General features: G+C 69.2%; 16 protein-coding genes. 6 read left to right on the top strand and 10 right to left on the bottom strand.

Going from position 1 to position 21,027, the window contains the following annotated elements:
• Nucleotides 1–56: 56 nt before the first annotated feature.
• Nucleotides 57–1,097, top strand: coding sequence for a methyl-accepting chemotaxis protein (locus FHY06_RS16670; protein ID WP_184605819.1), 1,041 nt, complete (start codon nucleotides 57–59; stop codon nucleotides 1,095–1,097).
• Between the two features lie 51 nt (nucleotides 1,098–1,148).
• Here FHY06_RS16670 and FHY06_RS16665 read toward each other — a convergent pair whose 3' ends face one another.
• From FHY06_RS16665 to argE, 9 genes are all read right to left on the bottom strand, one after another.
• Entirely contained in the window at nucleotides 1,149–2,318 is a 1,170-nt protein-coding gene (locus tag FHY06_RS16665; RefSeq protein ID WP_184605818.1) for an acyl-CoA dehydrogenase family protein, read from the bottom strand.
• A 99-nt stretch (nucleotides 2,319–2,417) separates the two neighbouring features.
• Nucleotides 2,418–3,575: an acyl-CoA dehydrogenase family protein gene (locus FHY06_RS16660; protein ID WP_184605817.1), complete on the bottom strand. Its 1,158-nt coding sequence runs from the start codon at nucleotides 3,573–3,575 to the stop codon at nucleotides 2,418–2,420.
• Nucleotides 3,576–3,608: 33 nt separating this feature from the next.
• On the bottom strand, nucleotides 3,609–4,511 hold the full coding sequence (locus FHY06_RS16655; protein ID WP_019655463.1) for an SDR family oxidoreductase: 903 nt from the start codon (nucleotides 4,509–4,511) through the stop codon (nucleotides 3,609–3,611).
• 37 nt (nucleotides 4,512–4,548) lie between these two features.
• On the bottom strand, nucleotides 4,549–6,519 hold the full coding sequence (locus FHY06_RS16650; protein WP_184605816.1) for an acetyl/propionyl/methylcrotonyl-CoA carboxylase subunit alpha: 1,971 nt from the start codon (nucleotides 6,517–6,519) through the stop codon (nucleotides 4,549–4,551).
• Nucleotides 6,516–8,126, bottom strand: coding sequence for an acyl-CoA carboxylase subunit beta (locus tag FHY06_RS16645; RefSeq protein WP_184605815.1), 1,611 nt, complete (start codon nucleotides 8,124–8,126; stop codon nucleotides 6,516–6,518). Before FHY06_RS16645 ends, FHY06_RS16650 begins: the two co-directional genes overlap by 4 nt.
• A 101-nt stretch (nucleotides 8,127–8,227) precedes the next feature.
• Complete coding sequence (locus tag FHY06_RS16640) at nucleotides 8,228–9,001, bottom strand: MHYT domain-containing protein (RefSeq protein WP_019655466.1); 774 nt, start codon at nucleotides 8,999–9,001, stop codon at nucleotides 8,228–8,230.
• Between the two features lie 139 nt (nucleotides 9,002–9,140).
• Nucleotides 9,141–10,811 carry a hypothetical protein gene (locus FHY06_RS16635; protein WP_184605814.1) on the bottom strand — a complete coding sequence of 557 codons (1,671 nt, stop codon included), beginning with the start codon at nucleotides 10,809–10,811 and terminating at the stop codon, nucleotides 9,141–9,143.
• A 135-nt stretch (nucleotides 10,812–10,946) separates the two neighbouring features.
• A complete protein-coding gene (locus FHY06_RS16630; protein WP_260310478.1) occupies nucleotides 10,947–12,209 on the bottom strand; it encodes a DUF445 domain-containing protein in 1,263 nt (420 codons plus the stop codon).
• Nucleotides 12,202–13,368, bottom strand: coding sequence for an acetylornithine deacetylase (gene argE / locus FHY06_RS16625; RefSeq protein WP_019655469.1), 1,167 nt, complete (start codon nucleotides 13,366–13,368; stop codon nucleotides 12,202–12,204). The genes FHY06_RS16630 and argE overlap by 8 nt, the downstream gene beginning before the upstream one ends.
• 105 nt (nucleotides 13,369–13,473) lie before the next feature.
• Here argE and FHY06_RS16620 point away from each other — a divergent pair, with 105 nt between their 5' ends.
• The 4 genes from FHY06_RS16620 (at nucleotide 13,474) to FHY06_RS16605 (ending at nucleotide 17,655) form a co-directional block, all read left to right on the top strand.
• Complete coding sequence (locus tag FHY06_RS16620) at nucleotides 13,474–14,673, top strand: glycerophosphodiester phosphodiesterase (RefSeq protein WP_132751938.1); 1,200 nt, start codon at nucleotides 13,474–13,476, stop codon at nucleotides 14,671–14,673.
• A gap of 22 nt (nucleotides 14,674–14,695) precedes the next feature.
• On the top strand, nucleotides 14,696–15,196 hold the full coding sequence (locus FHY06_RS16615; RefSeq protein ID WP_019655471.1) for a nucleoside deaminase: 501 nt from the start codon (nucleotides 14,696–14,698) through the stop codon (nucleotides 15,194–15,196).
• 102 nt (nucleotides 15,197–15,298) lie between these two features.
• Nucleotides 15,299–16,501, top strand: coding sequence for a M20 aminoacylase family protein (locus FHY06_RS16610; RefSeq protein ID WP_019655472.1), 1,203 nt, complete (start codon nucleotides 15,299–15,301; stop codon nucleotides 16,499–16,501).
• A 59-nt stretch (nucleotides 16,502–16,560) separates the two neighbouring features.
• Nucleotides 16,561–17,655, top strand: coding sequence for a M14 family metallopeptidase (locus tag FHY06_RS16605; protein WP_019655473.1), 1,095 nt, complete (start codon nucleotides 16,561–16,563; stop codon nucleotides 17,653–17,655).
• Between the two features lie 103 nt (nucleotides 17,656–17,758).
• On the opposite strand, the gene FHY06_RS16600 is transcribed toward FHY06_RS16605, so the two are convergent.
• Nucleotides 17,759–18,883, bottom strand: coding sequence for an ABC transporter substrate-binding protein (locus FHY06_RS16600; protein WP_184605813.1), 1,125 nt, complete (start codon nucleotides 18,881–18,883; stop codon nucleotides 17,759–17,761).
• Nucleotides 18,884–18,934: 51 nt separating this feature from the next.
• On the opposite strand from FHY06_RS16600, the gene FHY06_RS16595 reads away from it, so the two are divergent.
• Nucleotides 18,935–20,998 (top strand): molybdopterin-containing oxidoreductase family protein, encoded by a 2,064-nt coding sequence (locus tag FHY06_RS16595; protein WP_184605812.1) that lies wholly within the window; start codon nucleotides 18,935–18,937, stop codon nucleotides 20,996–20,998.
• Nucleotides 20,999–21,027 lie beyond the last annotated feature (29 nt).

Below are 21,027 nucleotides of genomic sequence, written 5' to 3'. Positions count from 1 at the left end.
ACCGGGCGCGATATTTGCGAGGCGGTTAACAAAAGTTAATGCCGCGAGGTCGCACCATGTCCAATCCAATGGAAATCGTTGAGCTCACCCATCAGGTCAAGAAGCTGGCCACTGGCAAGATCTCCGACATCAACGACATCAACCGGGAGACCACCTTCCTCGCGCTCAATGCGCTGATCGAGGCAGCGCGGGCGGGGGATGCGGGCAAGGGCTTCGCGGTCGTGGCCAATCAGGTCAAGCAGGTGTCGGTGCGCATCGCCGACATCACCACCGGCCTCAACAAGGAGCTCGCCGGCTCCCTGTCGAAGCTCACGGACCTCAGCGACGGCATGATCGAACGGCTGCGCTCGCACGAAGGACAGCGCTGCGCCGACCTGGCGCTGAACATGATCGACATCGTCGACCGCAACCTGTACGAGCGTTCATGCGACGTGCGCTGGTGGGCGACGGATTCCGCGGTGGTCGACTGCCTTGCCCTCGGCGGGGGCGCTGCGCGCGAGCATGCGTCGCGGCGTCTGTCCGTGATCCTCGACAGCTACACCGTCTACCTGGACCTGTGGATCGTGGATGCCTCGGGCACCATCGTGGCGAACGGCCGGCCTCAAACCTATCCGGTCGCAGGGAAGAGCGTCGCCCATGCGCGCTGGTTCAAGGACTCTATGAAGACGCGATCGGGCGCGGATTTCATCGCGGGTGACATCGAGGCATTGCCGCAGTTGAACAACGCACAAGTCGCGACCTATGCGACTGCGATCCGGGAGCAGGGGGCCGTGGACGGTCGGCCCCTTGGCGCGCTGGTGATCTTCTTCGATTGGGCGGCGCAGGCGGCTGCAGTCGTCAACGGCGTGCGGCTCACCGACGAAGAATGGCAGCGCACGCGCTGCATGATCGTCGACGCTTCTTTCCGGGTGATCGCGAGTTCTCGAAAGACCGGCGTGCTCGACGAGCACTTCAACCTCGTCACCGATGGGCGGCGTACCGGCTTCTACCGCGCGGCAGATGGACATGCCACGGTGTCGTTCGCAGCGACACCCGGCTACGAGAGCTATCGCGGACTGGGTTGGTACGGCGTCGTCGTCCAGACGCCGCCGACCTGATCGCCGCCCTCCGCAAGCCGGGCATCGAAGCGCTTCGTGCTTCGCTGCCTGCTACAGCCACCCCATCTGCCTGGCCGCCAGCTCCTTCATGATCTCCTCGGCCCCGCCGCCGATCATCATCACCTTCACCTCGCGGTAGATGCGCTCGCTGACGGTGCCGCGCATGAACCCCATGCCGCCGAGGATCTGCACCGCCTGGTCGGCGCAGAACTGCATGGTCTGCGTCGCGTGGTTCTTCAGCAGGCAGATCTGCGCGACCCACTCGGGTGCGTTGTGGCGGCCGGCCGCTTCGAGCGCATCGCCTTCAGCCGACACGGCCTCTATCCACGCCTCGGTGGAGGCGATGCGCATCTGCATGTCGACCAGCTTGTGGCGCACCGCCTGGTGTTCGACGAGCGCGGTGCCGAAGGCCTTGCGCTCGCGCGCCCACGCCAGGGCCTCGTCGAGGCAGGCCTGCGAGAAGCCCAGCGCTCCCGCGGCAAGGCCGATGCGCTCGCCGTTGAAGTTGCCCATGATCATGCGGAAGCCTTCGCCCTCGTGCCCGAGCAGGTAGCGCGCGGGCACGCGCACGTTGTCGAAGTGCAGGGTGGCGGTGTCGGAGCACAGCCAGCCCATCTTCGAGAGGCGCGTACGCGTGAGGCCCGGCGCGTCGCCCGGCACCAGCAGCATCGAGATGCCGCCCGCGCCGCGGCCCTCGCCGGTGCGCACGGCCACGGTGATCCAGTCGGCGCGCATGCCCGAGGTGATGAAGGTCTTCTCGCCGTTGACGACGTAGTGGTCGCCGTCGAGCCGTGCCGTCGTGCGAAGTGCAGCCACGTCGGAGCCGCCGCCAGGTTCAGTGATGGCGAGCGCCGCGATCTTCTCGCCGCGCAGCACCGGCGGCACGACCTCGCGGCGCAACAACGCGTCGCTCGCGTGCAGCACCACGGGCGGCAGGCCGATGTTGTGCGAGAACAGGCTCGCGAGCACGCCGCCGCTTTTGCCGTGGCGTGCGAGCGCGACCCAGGCGGGCAGCTTGAGCGAGTACGAGGCGGGCGTACCGCCGAACTCTTCCGGATAGCCCAGGCCCAGCAGGCCGAGCTCGGCAGCGCGCGCGTAGAGCCCGCGCGGAAACTCGCCCGCGTCGTCCCAGGCCTGCACGTTCGGCGCGATCTCGTCGCCGGCGAACCGCCGGACCAGGTCGGCCAGCACCTGGCGGTCCGCGGCCAGTTCTGCATTCATCCTGCTGTCTCCTTCAGGGGAAATGGGTGGTGTCGAAAGCGGGCGTCCGGCTGTTCGACGGCTCCGTCTCCAGACGGCACGACCAAGCCCGCAAACCTCTCAGCGCGGCGGCCGCTTGGCGATGCCCATGGTCTTCGCGAGGATGCCCAGCATCACCTCGTCGGCGCCGCCGCCGATCGAGCCCAGGCGGCCGTCGCGGTACAGGCGCGAGACGCGGTTCTCCAGCGTGAAGCCCATGCCGCCCCAGAACTGCAGGCAGGTGTCGGCCACCTGGCGCGTGAGGCGGCCGGTCTTGAGCTTGGCCATCGACGCGAGCTCGAGCACGTCCTCGCCCTTCACGTGCAGGTCGCAGGCGCGGTAGGTGAGCGCGCGCAGCGCTTCCACCTCGGTCTTCAGTTCGGCCAGCTTGAACTGCACCCACTGCTGGTCGGCCAGCGTGGAGCCGAACATCTGCCGCTGCTGCGCCCACTCGATGGTCTGCGCGATGCAGTCCTCCATCGGCTCCAGCGAACTGGCGGCGGCCCAGAGGCGCTCTTCCTGGAACTGCTGCATCTGGTAGACGAAGCCCTGGCCCTCCTCGCCGATGCGATAGCGCTGCGGCACGCGCACGTTGTCGAAGTAGATCAGGCCGGTGTCGCTCGAATTCATGCCGATCTTGCGCAGCTTCTTCGCCTTCTCGATGCCGGGGCTGTCCATCGGCACCATCACGAGCGACTTGTTGCGGTGCACGGGGCCGTCGCTGGTGTTGACCAGCATGCACATCCAGTCGGCCTGCAGGCTGTTGGTGATCCACATCTTCTGGCCGCTGATGAGGTAGTCGCCGCCGTCCTTTCGCGCATGGCTCTTCAGGCCCGCCACGTCGCTGCCCGCGCCGGGCTCGCTCACGCCGATGCAGCCGACCATGTCGCCCGCGATGGCGGGTGCCAGGAACTCGCGGCGCAGCTCGTCGCTGCCGAAGCGCGCGAGCGCAGGGGTGCACATGTCGGTCTGCACGCCGATGGCCATCGGCACGCCGCCGCAGGAGATGTGGCCCAGCGCCTCGGCCATGGCCATCGCATACGAATAGTCCAGGCCCGCGCCGCCGAAGGCCTCGGGCTTGTTCAGCCCCAGCATGCCGAGGCTGCCGAGCTTCTTGAAGACCTCGTGCGCGGGGAAGATCTCTGCCTCTTCCCACTCTTCCACGTGCGGGTTGATCTCGTCGTCGATGAAGCGGCGCAGGGTCTTCTGGATCTCGAGGTGTTCGTGGCTGTACTGCATGGGGTGGTCTCCGGTCTTTCCTTGTCTCTCGTCCTACTTGTCCTGGAACACGCGCGGCGCCTGCGCCAGGTGGAAGCCGTCGAAGGGCTTCACCGCGCGGCGCTGCTGCGCCTGCGCATCGGGAATCGCCATCGGCCAGCCCATGCGCACCTGCGGCCGCGCGCCGTCCACGCGCAGCACGCTGCCGCTGATGAAGCTCGCGGCCGGGCCCAGCAGGAAGACGATGGCGGCGGAGGTCTCGGCCTCGTTGCCGAAACGCCCGGCCGGCACGGTCTTGCGCATGGCGCGCAGCATGTCGCCGGCCTCGGGCGGGTAGTGGTCCATGCCGCTCGATGCGATGTAGCCCGGCGCCACCGCGTTCACGCGCACGCCGCTCGCGGCCCATTCGAGCGCGGCGGTCTCGGTGAAGCTCACCATGCCCGCGCGCGCCGCGCCGCTGTGGCCCATGTTGGGCATGGAGCCCCACATGTCGGCCACGATGTTGACGATGGCGCCGCCCTGGGCCTGCATGCTCTGCAGGTAGCACTCGCGCGCGACCAGGAAGCCGCCCGTGAGGTTGGTGTGGATCACCGCCTCCCAGCCCTTGGCCGAGATCGCGTGCAGCGGCGTGATGTACTGGCCGCCCGCGTTGTTGACCAGACCGTCGATGCGGCCGTGCGCGGCGACGACGGCGGCGATGGCCTCGCGAACCGCGTCCTCGTTGCGGATGTCGAAGGCCTGCGTGGAAGCCTTGCCGCCGGCGGCCTCGATCTCGGCGCGCACCGCGTCGAGCTTCTCGGGCTTGCGTCCGACCAGCACCACCTGCGCGCCCAGCGAGGCGAGCTCGTGCGCCGTGCAGCGGCCGATGCCGGAGCCGCCGCCGGTGACGACGACGACCTGCCCGTCGAACAGGCCGGGGGCGAAGACGGAACGGTAGTGGGAAGAGGGTGAGTTCATGCGGTTGGCTTCGGTAAAGGCGCGGGGGCGGTCCCCGTCATGCATCGGCGACCTGCGCGACCACGTGGCGCGCCGCCACCTGCGCGCCGACCGCGACGTGCAGGGCGACACGTCCGGCGCGCGGTGCGCAGTGCACATGCTCCATCTTCATCGCCTCCAGCGTGACCAGCGGCTGGCCCGCGGCGACGGCCTCGCCCTCGGCCACCAGCAGCGCGATCACGCGGCCGTTCATGGAGGCGCGCAGCAGGCCGTCGCCGCCGTCGTCATGGGCGCGGGTGGCCGGGGCGTGGGTGAGGTCGTCGAGGCGGTGGGCCTGTCCGTCGTGGTGGAAGAACACGCGGCCGCCGTGCCGCGCGACGAAGGCTTGCGCGTCGAGCCCGTTGCACGAGAAGCGCAGGCTGCCGTCGCCTGGCATGTCGAGCAGCGCGAGCTGCACCGGCTCCTGGCCGTCCAGCGCGATGCCGAAGCGGCCGGCGCCGCGCGGCGTCACGCGCGCGGCGTGCACCGTGCCGTCGAGCTCGAAGCGCAGGGCATTGGGCAGCGTGTGCGCCAGCGGCGAAGGCCAGCCGCGTTCGCCGAGCTGCAGCAGCAGCGCGGCGAGCAACGCTGCGCGGTTGCGGCCTGCTTCGTCGGCAGCGAGCAGCGCGCCGATGTGGTCGGCCACGAAGGCGGTCGTCGCCTCGCCGCTTGCAAACACCGCATGCGACAGCGTGCGCTCCAGCAGCTGCTGGTTGGTCGGGATGCCGAGCGCGACGGTGTCCTGCAGGCCCGCCAGGAGCCGCTGCCTCGCGTCCTCCCGTGTGCGGCCGTGGGCGACCAGCTTGGCGATCATCGAGTCGTAGAAGGGCGGCACCTCGGCGCCGTCGCGCAGGGCATGCTCGGTGCGCAGCGCGGCGCTGGGGCGCCATGCGGCCAGCGTGCCGCTCTGCGGCATGAAGCCCTGCTGCGGATCTTCGGCACACAGGCGCACCTCGATCGCATGGCCGGAAAAGCGCACTTCCTGCTGCGTGACCGGCAGCGGCTCGCCGGCCGCGACGCGCAATTGCAGCTCGACCAGGTCGAGTCCGGTCACGGCTTCCGTCACCGGGTGCTCCACCTGCAGGCGCGTGTTCATCTCCATGAACCAATATCGGCCCTCGGCGTCGAGCAGGAATTCGAGCGTGCCCGCGCCCTCGTAGCCGATGGCCTTCGCCGCGGCGACGGCGGTGGCGCCCATGCGTTCGCGCAGCGCTTGCGAGACGGCGGGCGAGGGCGCTTCCTCCACCACCTTCTGGTGCCTGCGCTGCACCGAGCAGTCGCGCTCGCCGAGATGGATGGCATTGCCGTGCCGGTCCGCGAACACCTGCACCTCGACATGGCGCGGCGCGACGATGGCGCGCTCCAGGATCACGGTGGCGTCGCCGAATGCGTTGAGCGCCTCCGACTGCGCACTGCGCAGCTGCTCGGCGAAGTTCGCGGCCGAGCTGACGAGCCGCATGCCGCGCCCGCCACCGCCGGCCGTGGCCTTGATCATCACCGGCCAGCCGATGCGCGCGGCTTCGGCGGCGAGCGTTCTTTCGCCCTGGTCCTCGCCCTGGTAGCCCGGAATGCAGGGCACGCCCGCCGCCTGCATCAGCCGCTTGGCGCCGGCCTTGTCGCCCATCGCGCGGATGGCTTCGGGCGAAGGTCCGATGAAGACCACGCCGGCATCGCGGCAGGCCTGCGCGAAGGCCGCGTTCTCGGCGAGGAAGCCGTAGCCGGGGTGCACCGCGTCGGCGCCGCTGGTGCGCGCGGCCTCGACGATCGCGGCGATGTTCAGGTAGCTCTGCGCGGGCAGCGGCTCGCCGATATGCACAGCCTCGTCGGCGAAGCGAACGTGTTGCGAACCGGCGTCGGCGCTGGAGTACACGGCCACGGTGCGAAAGCCCATGGCGCGGGCCGTGCGCATGACGCGCACCGCGATCTCGCCGCGGTTGGCGACCAGGATCTTCCGGAACCTGGTGGTGATGCTGGTGTTGCTGCTGCTCATGGACGTGCCACCCCGAACTGCATGGGTTGCGTCGTGCGCGTGTCGGCGTCGCGGCAGATCGAGAGAACCTCGGCCAGCACGGCGCGGGTGTCGCGCGGGTCGATCACGCCGTCGTCCAGCAGCAGGGCGCTGGTGGTGAACACGCTCATCTGCCGGTCGAAGCGCTCGATGACCTGCTGCTGCATCGCGTCGATCTTCGACTGGTCGACCGCGCCCTTTCGTGCCATGCCGGCCTCCATCACGATGACCATGGTCTTCGCCGCCTGCTCGCCGCCCATCACCGCGGTGCGCGCGTTGGGCCAGCTGAAGCAGAAGCGCGGCGCGAAGCCGCGGCCGCACATGCCGTAGTTGCCCGCGCCGTACGAGGCGCCGCACAGCAGCGTGACCTGCGGCACGGTGGCGTTCGACACCGCCTGGATCATCTTCGCGCCGTGCTTGATGATGCCGGCCTCCTCGTGCGCGCGGCCCACCATGTAGCCGGTGATGTTCTGCAGGTAGACGATGGGCGTGCGCGACTGGCAGCAGGCCTGGATGAAGTGCGTGGCCTTGGTGGCGCCGTCGGAGTCGATCGGGCCGTTGTTGGTGATGATGCCAACGGCATGTCCTTCGAGCCGGATGTGGCCGCAGACGGTGGCGCTGCCGTAGTGCTCGCTGAAGGCCAGGAACTCGGAACCGTCGGCGATGCGCGCGATGACCTCGCGCATGTCCACCGGGCGGCGGCCGTCGCTGGGCATGATGCCCAGCAGTTCCTCGGCGTCGTAGCGCGGCGGTGCGAAGCTGCGCGGCGCTTCGTCGCGCGCCCAGTCGATGCCGCCGAGGATCGAGCGGGCGATGCGGATGGCGTCGCGGTCGTCCTCCGCGAGGTAGTCGCCCAGGCCCGAGATGTGGGTGTGCATCACGGCGCCGCCCAGTTCCTCTTCCGTGGCAATCTCGCCGGTGGCGGCCTTCAGCAGCGGCGGCCCCGCGAGGAAGGCGCGCGTGCGGTCGCGCACCATCACGATGTAGTCGGAAAGCCCGGTCTGGTAGGCGCCCCCTGCGGTCGAGGAGCCGTGCGTCACCGTCACCACCGGCAGCCCCGCGGCCGACAGCCGCGCGAGGTTGCGGAAGATGTTGCCGCCGCGCACGAAGTCCTGCACGCGGTACTGCATCAGGTTGGCGCCCGCGCTTTCCACCAGCTGCACGTAAGGCAGCCTGTTCTCCAGCGCGATCTCCTGCACGCGCAGCTGCTTGTCCAGGCCCATGGGCTGCAGCGCGCCGGCGTCGATGCCCGAGTCGGAGGCGTTGACCATGCAGCGCACGCCCGCGACGTAGCCGATGCCGGAGATCAGGCCGCCGCCGGGCACGCTCCTGGAAAGATCGAGGTTGTCCTGGCCGAGGCCCGCGAGCGAGGCCAGCGGCAGGAACGGAGCGCCGGTGTCCAGCAGCAGCGCGAGGCGCTCGCGCGGCAGCAACTGGCCGCGCCTGGCGAATCGCTCTGCCGAGGCTGCGGAGGCCGCGACGGCGCGGGCTTCGTGCTCACGCACCTGGCCGAGAAGCGCCAGCATGCTGGCCCGGTTGGCCTGGAAGGTGTCGCTGGCCGCTTGCAGCCGGGATTCGATGACTGGCATGAAAAGAGTCCGTGCAGATCGCTTGTTTCTTCGTTCTGCACGGACTCTAGGTCGCGGGCGCGGCGCCCGCTTGCGCTGACTGGCTGATGCCCGCCGGGCGCTCAGCCCGCGCGGGCGCGCCGGGGCGCGACCGGCGCGTCGAGGCTGCTGCCCGTGACCACCCAGTAGATGAAGATCAGCACCGCGCCGGCCGTGCCGAACACCGTCAGGCCCATGTAGCTGCCGCCGATGGCCAGCGCGTCGACCGGCGCGGCGGCGGTGCAGACCATGCTGGCCGCGCTCATGCCCACGTAGTGCATGGTGCAGACCGCCACGCCCATCACGGCGGCGGCCGCGACCTTGTGCGTGAACTTGCGCAGGTTGAAAGCCAGCCAGAGCGCGGCGCCGGCCGCCGTGACGGCGATCAGCACCGACAGCCCGACCGTCGCCAGGTCGAAGTTCATCGAGGCGCGCATGTTCATCGCGAACATGCCCATGTAGTGCATCACGCACACGCCGATGCCCGCCAGCAGGCTGCCCGCGAGCCAGCCCGGCTTGCTGAACTTGCGCTGCCCGCCCGCCATGTACAGCGCGATGCCCGAGATCAGGATCGCCGCCACCAGCGACACCACCGTCAGCGGCATGTTGTACGAGATCGCCACCGGCAGCCGGTACGCCAGCATGCCGATGAAGTGCATCGACCAGATGCCGATGCCGCCCAGCGCGACCGCCGCGCAGGTCACGACCGCGAGGTTGGGCCTGCCGTCCGGGCCGACCATCCGGCCGGCGCAGATCAGGGCCACGAGCGAGCCCGCGAAGGAAATGAGGAAGGAGAGCGCCACCATGCCCGGGGAGTACTCGGGCGACAGGATCTGGCCTACGACGAGCGGAGTCATGCGATGTCCCTTTCAGGTCAAGAAAAGAGCGCCTCGCGGACTCCCGCTCGCGGGATGCGGACGGGGCGCCACAAGGCGTCCCGCGCAGTCTGTAATGTTTGTTTGTAAAAGTAAACTGAAATTTACACTTATTGTTACGCTACCTTACGGGGCGGATTCGATATATCGCGTTGTTGCGATCGGCGGCCATGTAGACGGTGCCGTCGCGGCCCACCGCCACGCCTGTCACCACGTAGGGCGGCGGCAGTCCGGGCCCGGGTGCGAGGCCGATCGGCAGGTTCTCGGCGACGGTTCGGCGGCTGCCGTCGGGCGCGATCTCCACGAGCCGGCGCGCCGCGCTCTCGGCCACGATGAAGCTGCCCCAGGGCGTCTGCGCCACGCCTTCGGGCAGGGCCAGGCCCTCGGCCACCGCGCGCAGCGGGGCGCTGGCGTCCAGCGGAATGCGCAGCAGCCGGCCGGCGGCCTCGGTCACGTAGAGCGCGCCGTCCTGGCCGACGATCATCTGCACCGGGCCGTTCAGGCCGCTGGCGAGCACTGACTTTTCTGCGAACTTCGGCCCGCTGGCGCGCGTGATGCTGCCGGTGGCGATCTCGGCATAGATCACGCTGCCGTCGGGCATGGGGATGGCATCGAAGGGCGCCTTCAGGCCGTGGATGGTCTCTACCGTCTTCAGGGTCTGCCGGTCGACCAGCTGCACCGTGCCGGTGAACCACGAGCTCAGCGCGAAGAGCTTCGGCGACAGGCCGACCGCGAACGGGTAGTCGAGCTCCGGGTCGCGCTGCATGCGGAACACGTCGCGCACCTCGCCGCTGCGCACGTCGACCTGGCGGAAGCCGAAGACGTCGGCCACCCAGAGGTCGTTGCCGTCGATCTTCATGCCGGCCGGCGCCGCCACCTTGCCGCTGGTGAGCGTGCGCAGCTCGCCGGTGGCGGGGTTGAAGGCCTGCACCTCGTTGTTGGCCATGTTGGAGACGTAGATCGTCCCGTCGGGCGTGTCCTTGGCGATGGCGAGGTTGTCGAGCGAGGGCCGCAGCTGCTTCGCGACCGTCTTGCGGCCGGTGGCCAGCTCCACCCGCACAAGCTCGCCGCTGCGTGCATCGACCACCCAGAGGTTGCCCTTGCCGTCGAGGTTGGCGGCCGCCGGAATCTTGAAGCCGTCGGCGATCACGGTCATGTTGCCGTTGGCCGGGTCGATCTTCACCACCTGGCCCTTGAACCACAGCGGCCCGTAGAGCATGCCGTCGGGCCCCGCCTCGAAGCCGTTGAAGCCGCCCATGTCCTTCCTGATGAGCCTGGGCGGCTTCTGGCCCTCGCGGTCGATCTCCCACAGCGCGTCGCCCAGGAACACCTGCGAGGCGTAGAGCCTGCCGTTGCGGCGGTCGAAATCGAGCGAGTTGATGCCGGGCAGGTCCTTGGCCAGCACGCGCATGGGGGAGGTGTCGCTCTCGCGGTAGCGCACCAGGCCCATGAGGTAGTTGGTCCAGGCGAGTTCGCCCTTCGGGCCCACGGCGATGTCGTCGGCCTGGCCTTCGGGCGCGTCGATGAACACCTTCGCCGCGCCGGTGCTGCGGTCGACCTCCCACATCGTGTTGCCCAGCACCGAGCCCGCCAGCAGCCGGCCCTTGGCGTCGATGGCCAGCCCGTGCACCCCGGCGAAGGCCGATGGCGCCACCAGCGCCTCGGGCGCAGCCCAGGAAGCAGGTCGGGTGGGGGGACTGGTGAACGTTGGCGGCGCGAGGCTGCTGCAGGCGCCCAGCAGGGCGAGGGTGGCGGTCAGCGCGATGGCGCCGAGGCTGCGTCGACGGGGCATGGTTGGCGTCTCCTCTTGTTGATGCGCGAAGCAGTCTAGGAGCGCGCAGGGGCCGCCGAGTCCCGCCGGGGACAGGATGCGGACTTTCGTCCGCTGTGGATTACCCGCGGCCTTCTGCCGGGGTTCAGCACAGGCTCAGCCGCGCAGGAGCTGCGTCGCCGTGTGGATCAGCAGCCCCACCAGCCCGCCCACCAGCGTGCCGTTGATGCGGATGAACTGCAGGTCGCGCCCGATGTGGCGTTCGAGCTCGACCGTCATCTCCTGCGCGTTCCACTCGCCCACGCGCTCCTCGATGTAGCGGCGGATGTCCTCGCGGTAGCGCTCGATGGCCAGCGGCGCGGCCGCCTCGATCTGCTCGTTGATCCAGCGGCGGATGGCCTCGTCGCCCTGCAGCCGCGCGCCCAGTGCGCCCGCCATCGATGCGATGCGCTGGCGGATGGCCGAATCGCCGCGGCCCAGGTCGTCGTGCAGCCACGCGAGCAGCTCGCCCCACAGCCCGTGCAGGTAGTCGCCCAGCGCGGGGTGCGCGACCAGTTCGGCGCGGATCTGCTCGCCGCGCTGCTGGAACTCGGGGTCGAGCTTCAGGCGCACCACGAAGTCGTCGACGAAATGGTCGAAGCGCCTGCGCATCGGATGGTCGGGCTCGGCCGCGAGCTCGCCGATGGTGCGCGCCACGGCCGCGACGATCTTGCGCGTGGCCAGCTTGGCGGCCACCTGGTCGAGGCCCACGTAGCGCAGCGTCTTGATCTCGCGCGCGATCGCCTCGGTGATGTGCGCCTGCACCTCCTCGCCTTCGAGCAGCCCGGCCACCTGCTGCAGCACGTCGTCGAGCAGCGCCTGGTGGCGCCCGCCCGCGGTGAGCGCGTCGAGCGCCTGGCCGGTCAGGCGCGAGAGGTCGATCTTCGCGAGGCCGGCTGCGGCGGCGCGGCCCATGAAGTCGCGCACCCGCTCGTCGTCGAAGGCCGAGAGCCCGTAGCGCGCCGCGGCCACGCCCCATTCGCCGAGCTTCTCGCCGCTCGCGGGCCGGGCCAGCCAGTCGGCGATGCGCCCGGCCGCGTCGAACTGCCGCAGCTTGCCGAGCACCTGGGCGGTGCTCAGGAAGTTGTCGCAGATGAAGCCCGCGAGCTTGGCGCCGATGCGGTCCTTGTTGCTCGGGATGATGGCCGTGTGCGGGATCGGCAGGCCCAGCGGATGGCGGAACAGCGCCACCACAGCGAACCAGTCGGCGATGGCACCCACCATCGCGGCCTCGGCGAAGGCCGCCACGTAGCCCCAGGCCGGATGCCGCGCATGCAGCACGCTCGCCACCGCATAGAGCAGCGCGGCGGCGCACAGCAGGCCGAGCGCGACGCGCTTCATGCGCCGCGATGCGTCGTCGTTGCTGCCGGCTTCAGCCAATGCTCGGCGTGGATGCCAGGCGCTCCATGAACAGCTCGCAGCGCGCGAGCTGCTCGAGGCTCACGTACTCGTCGGGCTGGTGCGCCTGCTCGATGCTGCCGGGGCCGCACACCACGGTGGGGATGCCGGCGTTCTTGAAGAGACCCGCTTCGGTGCCGAAGGCCACCAGCGTGGTGCGCTCCTCGCTCGCCAGGCGCTGGGCCAGCAGCGTGATGGGGTCGTTGGCGGAGCCCAGGAAGCTGGGGATCTCGCAGATGGTCTCGAAGCTGAAGCCCGCGTCGGGCGCCACCTTCTTCATCGCGGGCTCGAGGCTGCCCGCGTAGGCGACCACCTCGGCCTGCATCTTCCCGGCGTCGGCGGTGGGAAGGTCGCGGAATTCATAGCGGAACTCGGCGTCGCGCGGCACCACGTTGTCGGCGATGCCGCCGTGGAACTGGCCCACGCTCGCGGTGCTGAAGGGCACGTCGAAGCCCTCGTAGCGCGGCTCGCTGCGCTCGAAGCCCTCGGCCATGTCGCGCACCTTGCCGATCACGCGCGCAGCCATCTCGATGGCGTTGACCGACTTCGGCGTGAGCGAGGAGTGCGCCTCCTTGCCGCGCACGCAGCACTTGTAGCGGTACACGCCCTTGTGCGCGATGGCGGGCACCATGCTGGTGGGTTCGCCCACGATGCAGGCCAGGGGCTTGATGCCGGCGTCGCGCATGTCGGCGATGAGCTCCTTCACGCCGAAGCAGCCGATCTCCTCCTCGTAGCTGAAGGCGAAGTGCACCGCGAAGGGCGAGTCGCTCTCCAGGAAGCGCCTGGCGTTCGACAGCGCGACGGCGATGAAGCTCTTCATGTCGGCCGAGCCGCGCCCGTAGAGGCGCTCGTTGCGCACCACGGCCGAGAGCGGATCGACGCTCCAGTCCTGCCCGTCCCAGGGCACCGTGTCGGTGTGGCCCGAGACGATCACCCCGGCCGGCTTGCCCTCGCCCAGCGTGGCGAAGAGGTTCGCCTTGGTGCGTTCGGCGTTGTAGGTGATCCGGCTCCTGACGCCCAGGGCCGCGAGGTGGCTCTGGGCGAAGTCGATCAGTTCGAGGTTGCTGTTGGCGCTGACGGTGTTCATGCGCACCAGCGTCTGGGCCATCAGCAGGCTTTGGGGGGAAAGCGTATGGGGCATGCAACACATTCTCCCGGAAGTCGGCGCCGCGCGTGCGCGGATGTCGAAGCTGTCACGCGAAACGGGTACCCTGCGCCTCTTCATTCCGGACGGAGAACCTCGACCATGCGCACCTCTCTTCAGATCGCCCTGACCGCCACCGCAGCCCTCGCACTGGCCGCCTGCAGCAGCACCGGACCTTCCGGCGGCGGCAGCAAGCTGCTGACGCTGGACGGCAACCCGCCGCTGGTCATTGCCCATCGTGGTGCATCGGGCTATCTGCCGGAAGAGACCCTCGAAGCCTATGCCCGCGCCATCGAGCTCGGCGCCGACGTGATCGAGATGGACCTGATTTCCACCAAGGACGGCGTGCTCATCGCCCGCCACGACCCCAACCTCGCCATCAGCACCGACGTGGCCAAGCACCCCCGCTTCGCCTCGCGCAAGAAGACCATCAAGGTCGACGGCGAGACCCAGACCGGCTGGTTCAGCAACGACTTCACGCTGGCCGAGATCAAGACCCTGGGCGCCATCTCCACCGACGCCGAGCGCCCGCAGGAATTCAACGGCAAGTACAAGGTCGTCACCTTCCAGGAGATCATCGACTTCGCCAAGGCCAAGTCGAAGGAAACCGGCCGCACCATCGCCATCTACCCCGAAACGAAGAACCCGACCTACTTCCGCGACCTCGGCCTGCCGATGGAGGACAAGGTCATCGCCGCCATCAACGCGGCCGGCTGGAACAGCAAGACCGCGCCCATCTACGTGCAGTCCTTCGAGCCGGGCAGCCTCAAGTACATGAAGAGCAAGGGCCTGAACACCAGGCTCATCCAGCTGATCGACGGCGACAGCGTCGACCTGAAGACCGGCGCCGTGACCTTCGCCGTGCCCAGCGACCGCCCCTACGACTGGACCAAGGCCGGCGACAAGCGCAACTTCGACGCCATGGTCACGCCCGCGGGCCTGGCCGAGATCAAGACCTACGCCGACGGCATCGGCCCCTGGAAGCGCTACATCGTGAGCATCAAGGGCACTATCGGTGCGGACGGCAAGCCGGTGGACGTCAACAAGGACGGCAAGATCAACGACGCCGATGCCACCTCCATGGCGCCCACCTCGCTGATCGCCGACGCGCACAAGGCCGGCCTCTTCGTGCACCCCTTCACCTTCCGCAACGAGTCGCGCCGCCTGGCCTCCGACTACAACAAGGACGGCAAGAACGAATACGGCGTGTACTACAAGCTCGGCGTGGACGGCGTGTTCACCGACTTCACCGACACCGCGCTGGCCGCGCGCGCCGACTACCTCAAGAGCATCGGCCGCTGATCGACCGGGTTATCGTGCGCAAATGACCACCGACGACCTCTCCCCGCGCGATCTCGAACTGCTTCGCATGGCCATCCGCCTGTCGGACGAATCGAAGGCGCGCGGGCGCCATCCCTTCGCCGCGCTGGTGGCGAACGAGCACGGCGAGGTCGTCGTCACCGCGGGCAACAACTCGATGCCGCCCGAGGGCGACCCCACGCAGCACGCCGAGCTGGTGGCCGCCGCGCAGGCCGCGAAGCTGCTCACCCCCGAGGAGCTCGCGCGCTGCACGCTCTTCACCAGCGCCGAGCCCTGCTGCATGTGCGCGGGGGCGATCTACTGGACCAACATCGGGCGCGTGGTCTACGCGCTTTCCGAGCACGCGCTTTTGGGCCTGACCGGCGATCATCCCGAGAACCCGACCTTTTCGCTTCCGTGCCGCGAAGTCTTCGCGCGCGGGCAGCGGCGCGTCGAGGTGGTCGGGCCGCTGCTCGAGCAGGAAGCCGCGGCGCCGCACGTGGGCTTCTGGACCGGCGCGCACTGAGGAACCGGGGAACGGCCCCTGCAGCCACTCGGGCTGCGTGTCTTCCGAGGTGCCTCTCGGTGCCAGAGTGGATAGACTGGCGTTTTGAGACGGTCTATCCCCATGAAACTCATCGACTCGATCGTCACGCAGGCGGCTGGCATCGCCGCCGTCCGACGTGACCTGCACGCACACCCCGAACTCTGCTTCGAAGAAGTCCGCACCGCCGACGTGGTGGCAGGCAAGCTCACCGAATGGGGCATCCCCATCCACCGCGGCCTGGGCACCACCGGCGTGGTGGGCATCGTGAAGAACGGCACCAGCAACCGCGCCGTCGGCCTGCGCGCCGACATGGACGCACTGCCCGTCACCGAGCTCAACACCTTCGCCCACGCCAGCAAGCACCACGGCAAGATGCACGCCTGCGGCCACGACGGCCACACGGCCATGCTGCTCGCGGCGGCGCAGCACCTCGCGAAGCACCGCAACTTCGACGGCACCGTCTACCTGATCTTCCAGCCGGCCGAAGAGGGCGGCGGCGGCGCCCGCGAGATGATCAAGGAAGGGCTCTTCGAGAAATTCCCGATGGATGCCGTCTTCGGCATGCACAACTGGCCCGGCATGAAGGCCGGCCAGTTCGCAGTGAGCCCCGGCCCGGTGATGGCCTCGGGCAACAAGTTCTTCGTCAACGTGGTGGGCAAGGGCGGCCATGCGGCGCTGCCGCAGACCGGCATCGACCCGGTGCCGATCGCCTGCGAGATCGTGCAGGCCTTCCAGACCATCCTCACGCGCAAGATGAAGCCGACCGATTCGGCGGTGATATCGGTCACCACCATCCATGCCGGCGAAGCCAACAACGTGATCCCCGACAACTGCGAGCTGTCGGGCACGGTGCGCACCTTCTCCATCGAGGTGCTCGACATGATCGAGGCGCGCATGAAGCAGATCTGCGACCACATCTGCGCCGCGCACGACGCCACCTGCGAGTTCCGCTTCGAGCGCTACTACCCGCCCACCATCAACACCGAGGCCGAGGCCGACTTCGCCCGCCGCGTGATGGCCGGGGTCGTGGGCCCCGAGAACGTGCTGAAGCAGGAGGCCGCCATGACCTCGGAAGACTTCGCCTTCATGCTGCAGGCCAAGCCGGGCGCCTACGCCTTCATCGGCAACGGCGACGGCTCGCACCGCGACGTGCACCACGGCGAGGGCCCGTGCACGCTGCACAACGCCAGCTACGACTTCAACGACGACCTGATCCCGCTGGGCGCGACCTGCTGGGTGCAGATCGCGGAGCAGTTCCTCAAGCCCGGCGGCAGCGCAGCCTGATCCGCCGTCGCCTGATTCACGCCTGATTGCCTGATCCATCGAGAGAGGTCCCGCGCCACATGATCGGAATCGCCGAAGCCTTTTCGCCGCGCTATTCGCAGGCGCGCCAGAAATTCCTGCAGGGCTGCGTGAGCGCCGGCCTCACGGTCGAGCCGCATGCGCACCCGCTCAAGGGGCGCGAGGGCGAGGAGCTCTCGATGGACGTAGCACTCGACGGCGCCCCCGACGCGCAGAACCTGCTGGTCGTCAGCAGTGCCTGCCACGGCGTCGAAGGCCACTGCGGCAGCGGCGTGCAGGTGTTCGCGCTGCACGACGCCGAGTGGCGCGAGAAGGCGAAGGCCCAGGGCGTGGCGGTGCTGTACGTGCATGCGCTCAACCCGCATGGCTTCTCGCATGGCCGGCGCGTGACGCACGAGAACGTCGACCTCAACCGCAACTTCATCGACTTCTCGAAGCCGGTGCCGGTCAACGAGGCCTACGCGAAGCTGCACGAACTGCTGCTGCCCGCCACCTGGCCGCCCACGCCCGAGAACCAGGCGGCCATCGACAAGTGGATCGGCAAGCATGGCACCACCGCCTACCAGGCCGCGGTGACCAGCGGGCAATACCAGTTCGAAGACGGGCTGTTCTACGGCGGCAAGGCGCCGACCTGGAGCAACAGGACCGTCCGCGAGGTGCTGCGCCGCCACGCGGGCCGCGCGAAGCGCATCGCGTGGATCGACCTGCACACCGGGCTGGGCCCGAACGGCCTGGGCGAGCGCATCTTCGCGGGCCGCGACGACAAGACCGCCTATGCGCGCGCCAATGCATGGTGGGGCACGCCGGCGGCGCCCGTCACTTCCATCTACGACGGTTCGTCGACCTCGGCGCTGCTGCGCGGGCTGATGTGGGATTCGGTGTACGAGGAGTGCCCGCAGGCCGAGTACACCGGCATCGCGCTCGAATACGGCACGCTGCCCATCCTCGAAGTGACCGGCGCGCTGCGCGCCGACCACTGGCTGCACAAGCACCCCGGCGCGCCGGCCGACCTGGCCGACGGCATCCGCGCGCGCATGCTGGAGGCTTTCTACACGGACACCGACGCCTGGCGTGGGCAGATCGTGAGCCAGGCGCGCCAGGCCATGTTCCAGGCGGTGGACGGTCTGACGGCTTGACCCTTCCCGGCCTTGCGCACTTCGTGTCGCTGCGCCAACTCCGCCGAGAAGGCAATACGTAGGGCCCGGCGAAGCCGGTTCCGCGGTATTCGAGGGGAGGACCTCAGGTCCTGACGCGGCCGTCGCCCGTCAGCATCGAGAGCTCGACGAACTTCGAGCCCACGTGGTTCCTGGACGAGAACGACACCTCGAAGCCGCCGAACTGCTGGCGGTCGATGCTTTCCAGCCCGGCGATCAGGCCCTCGCGCGTCGGCTTGCCCGGCGCCTTGCGCAGGCCCTCCACCAGCACCTTCGCCGCGAGGTAGCCCTCCAGGCTCGAGAAGTTGATGCTGGCGCCGTTGACCTTGCGCGCCGCCTCGGCGAATTCGCGGGCCAGCGCGTTGGCCTGGTTGTAGGGCGAGGGCACCACCTGCGTGATCATCACGCCGGCGCCGTCCTTGCCCAGCTCGTCGGCCAGCGCCTGCGTGCCGACGAAGGACATGTTGAAGAAGGTGCCGCCGTAGCCCGCCTTGCGCGACTCGCGGATGAAGGCCGCGCAGGCCTTGTACGCGCCCACCTGCACCACCGCGTCGGGCCGGGCCGCGACGATGGTCTTCACCGCCTGCGCCACGTCGGCCGAGTTGCGCTCCACCGTGGCCAGCGCGGCCGGCTTGAGCTGCTGCTCGGCGAGCGCCAGCGTCACCCCGTCGAGGCCGGCCTTGCCGTAGGCGTCGTTCTGGTAGAAGACCGCGATCTTCTTCAGGCCCAGGTGGGTGAGCTGCTTGACCATCAGCGCCGTCTCGTCGTTGTACGAGGCGCGCAGGTGGAACACGTTCTTCTGGAAGGGCTCGCGCAGCGACATCGCGCCGGTGAAGGGCGCCACGAAGGGCACCTTGTCCTTCACCGCCAGCGGCAGCGCGGCCAGGCTGGTCGGGGTGCCGATGTAGCCGAAGAGCGCGAAGACGTCCTCCTCGATCAGCTTCTGCGTGTTGGCCGCGCAGCGGTCGGGCTCGTAGCCGTCGTCCAGGTTCTTGATGACCACGTTGCGGCGGCCGGGCTGGGCGTTGTACTGGTCCAGGAACAGCTTGGCGCCCTGGTGGAACTGGATGCCCAGCTGCGCCGCCGGCCCGGTGAAAGCCGCCGACTGGCCCAGCACCAGCGGCGTGTCCTGCGCCCGTGCGAGGCCGAAGCCGCCCAGCGTGGCGGCCGCGCCTGCGGCCAGAGAAAAACGACGTCGATTCAACAACATGACGAAAACCCACTCCTGCGCTCTGACTCGCGCACAAATTAGACTTGTCCGATGGCCCACGCACCGGATACCTCGCTCGAAGAAGCGCCCTCCCAGCCCGCAACCACCACAGTGCTGGGCGCCTGCCCGCACGACTGCCCGGACACCTGCGCGCTGGTCACCACCGTCAGGGACGGCGTTGCGGTGAAGCTGCAGGGCAACCCCGCCCATTCGCATACGGGCGGGGTGCTGTGCACCAAGGTGTCGCGCTACATCGAGCGCAACGACCATGCGGAACGGCTGGTGCAGCCCCTCAGGCGTGTCGGCCCCAAGGGAAGCGGCCGGTTCGAGCCGGTGAGTTGGGATGCCGCCCTGGACGACATCGCCGCGAATCTTCAAGTATTACAGGGAAAACCCGAAGCTATTGTCCCCTATAGCTATGCGGGCACCATGGGCCTTGTCCAGGGCGAGTCGATGGACCGGCGCTTCTTCCACAAGCTGGGTGCCAGCCTGCTGGACCGCACGATCTGCTCCATGGCCGGCGGCGAGGCCATGGTCCACACGCTGGGCGCCAAGGTCGGCATGCGCATCGAGTTCTTCGCCGAGGCGAAGCTGATCCTGATCTGGGGCAGCAACTCCATTGCCAGCAACCTGCATTTCTGGCGCCACGCCCAGGCCGCCAAGCGCGCCGGCGCGCGGCTGGTGTGCATCGACCCGCGCAAGACCGAGACCGCCGACAAGTGCGACGAGCACATCGCGCTGCTGCCGGGCACCGACGCCGCGCTGGCGCTGGCCCTGATGCACGAGCTGATCGTGCACGACTGGCTCGACCACGACTACATCGCGGATCACACCCTGGGCTGGGAGCGGCTGCGCGAGCGCGCGCTGCAGTGGCCGCCCTCGCGCGCGGCGCAGGTCTGCGGCATTCCCGAGGAGCAGATCGTCTCGCTGGCCAAGGCCTACGGCACCACGAAGCCGGCCGCCATCCGCCTGAACTACGGCATGCAGCGCGTGCGCGGCGGCGGCAACGCGGCCCGCGCCGTCGCCTGCCTGCCGGCGCTGGTGGGCGCCTGGCGCGACCGCGCGGGCGGCCTGCTGCTGAGCAGCTCCGGCCACTACCCGGTGGACCGCGCCGCGCTGCAGCGCCCCGACCTGCTCGCCGGGCGCAAGCCGCGCACCGTCAACATGAGCACCATCGGCGACGCGCTGCTCGACACAGCCAACCCCGTGAAGGCCATCGTGGTCTACAACAGCAACCCGGTGGCGGTGGCGCCCGAGTCGGCCAAGGTGGCGGCGGGCTTCGCGCGCGAAGACCTCTTCACCGTGGTGCTGGAGCAGTTCCGCACCGACACCGCCGACTACGCCGACTACCTCTTGCCCGCCACCACGCAGCTGGAGCACTGGGACATCCACTGCAGCTACGGCCACACCGACGTGCTGCTGAACCGCCCGGCCGTCGCGCCGCGCGGCGAGGCCCGCAGCAACGCCTGGGTGTTCCGAGAGCTCGCGAAGCGCATGGGCTTCACCGAGCCCTGCTTCTCCGATTCGGACGAGACGCTGTGCCGCACCGCCTTCGCCGAAGGCAGCATCGACTACGCCGAGCTGACCGCGCAGGGCTTCAGCAGCCTGAAGCTGCCCGAGGCGCCGTTCGCCGAAGGCGGCTTCCCCACGCCCTCGGGCCGCTGCGAGTTCTTCAGCGAGCGCCTGCAGGCCATGGGCATGGACGGCCTGCCCGACCACGTACCCAACTGGGAGCCGGCAGGCAGTTCGACCGAGTTCCCGCTGGCCATGATCTCGCCGCCGGCGCGCAACTTCCTCAACTCGACCTTCGTCAACGTGACCAGCCTGCGCGCCATCGAGGTCGAGCCGCTGCTGGAGATCCACGAGGCCGACGCCGCCGCGCGCGGCATCGAGGACGGCGCCACGGTGCGCGTGTTCAACAAGCGCGGCGAGCACCGCTGCCGCGCCGAGATCTCGCGCCGCGCACGCCAGGGCGTGGTGCACGGCATGGGCATCTGGTGGCGCAAGCTCGGCATGGACGGCACCAACGTCAACGAGCTCACCAGCCAGCGCCTGACCGACATCGGCCGCGGGCCGACCTTCTACGACTGCCTGGTCGAAGTCGAGAAGGTGTGAGGCGCTTTCGCTTTCTTCCGGGCCTTCCG

The sequence above is a fragment of the Variovorax atrisoli genome, assembly GCF_014195185.1.
GTDB lineage: Bacteria > Pseudomonadota > Gammaproteobacteria > Burkholderiales > Burkholderiaceae_C > Variovorax > Variovorax atrisoli.
This window is presented reverse-complemented; position numbering and strand designations above follow the sequence as displayed.

What these genes read in the sequence shown, in the direction of transcription:
- FHY06_RS16670 (WP_184605819.1), top strand. Translation starts at nt 57, where the DNA reads ATGTCCAATCCAATGGAAATCGTTGAGCTCACCCATCAGGTCAAGAAG.
- FHY06_RS16665 (WP_184605818.1), bottom strand. Translation starts at nt 2,318, where the DNA reads ATGAATGCAGAACTGGCCGCGGACCGCCAGGTGCTGGCCGACCTGGTC.
- FHY06_RS16660 (WP_184605817.1), bottom strand. Translation starts at nt 3,575, where the DNA reads ATGCAGTACAGCCACGAACACCTCGAGATCCAGAAGACCCTGCGCCGC.
- FHY06_RS16655 (WP_019655463.1), bottom strand. Translation starts at nt 4,511, where the DNA reads ATGAACTCACCCTCTTCCCACTACCGTTCCGTCTTCGCCCCCGGCCTG.
- FHY06_RS16650 (WP_184605816.1), bottom strand. Translation starts at nt 6,519, where the DNA reads ATGAGCAGCAGCAACACCAGCATCACCACCAGGTTCCGGAAGATCCTG.
- FHY06_RS16645 (WP_184605815.1), bottom strand. Translation starts at nt 8,126, where the DNA reads ATGCCAGTCATCGAATCCCGGCTGCAAGCGGCCAGCGACACCTTCCAG.
- FHY06_RS16640 (WP_019655466.1), bottom strand. Translation starts at nt 9,001, where the DNA reads ATGACTCCGCTCGTCGTAGGCCAGATCCTGTCGCCCGAGTACTCCCCG.
- FHY06_RS16635 (WP_184605814.1), bottom strand. Translation starts at nt 10,811, where the DNA reads ATGCCCCGTCGACGCAGCCTCGGCGCCATCGCGCTGACCGCCACCCTC.
- argE (WP_019655469.1), bottom strand. Translation starts at nt 13,368, where the DNA reads ATGCCCCATACGCTTTCCCCCCAAAGCCTGCTGATGGCCCAGACGCTG.
- FHY06_RS16620 (WP_132751938.1), top strand. Translation starts at nt 13,474, where the DNA reads ATGCGCACCTCTCTTCAGATCGCCCTGACCGCCACCGCAGCCCTCGCA.
- FHY06_RS16615 (WP_019655471.1), top strand. Translation starts at nt 14,696, where the DNA reads ATGACCACCGACGACCTCTCCCCGCGCGATCTCGAACTGCTTCGCATG.
- FHY06_RS16610 (WP_019655472.1), top strand. Translation starts at nt 15,299, where the DNA reads ATGAAACTCATCGACTCGATCGTCACGCAGGCGGCTGGCATCGCCGCC.
- FHY06_RS16605 (WP_019655473.1), top strand. Translation starts at nt 16,561, where the DNA reads ATGATCGGAATCGCCGAAGCCTTTTCGCCGCGCTATTCGCAGGCGCGC.
- FHY06_RS16600 (WP_184605813.1), bottom strand. Translation starts at nt 18,883, where the DNA reads ATGTTGTTGAATCGACGTCGTTTTTCTCTGGCCGCAGGCGCGGCCGCC.
- FHY06_RS16595 (WP_184605812.1), top strand. Translation starts at nt 18,935, where the DNA reads ATGGCCCACGCACCGGATACCTCGCTCGAAGAAGCGCCCTCCCAGCCC.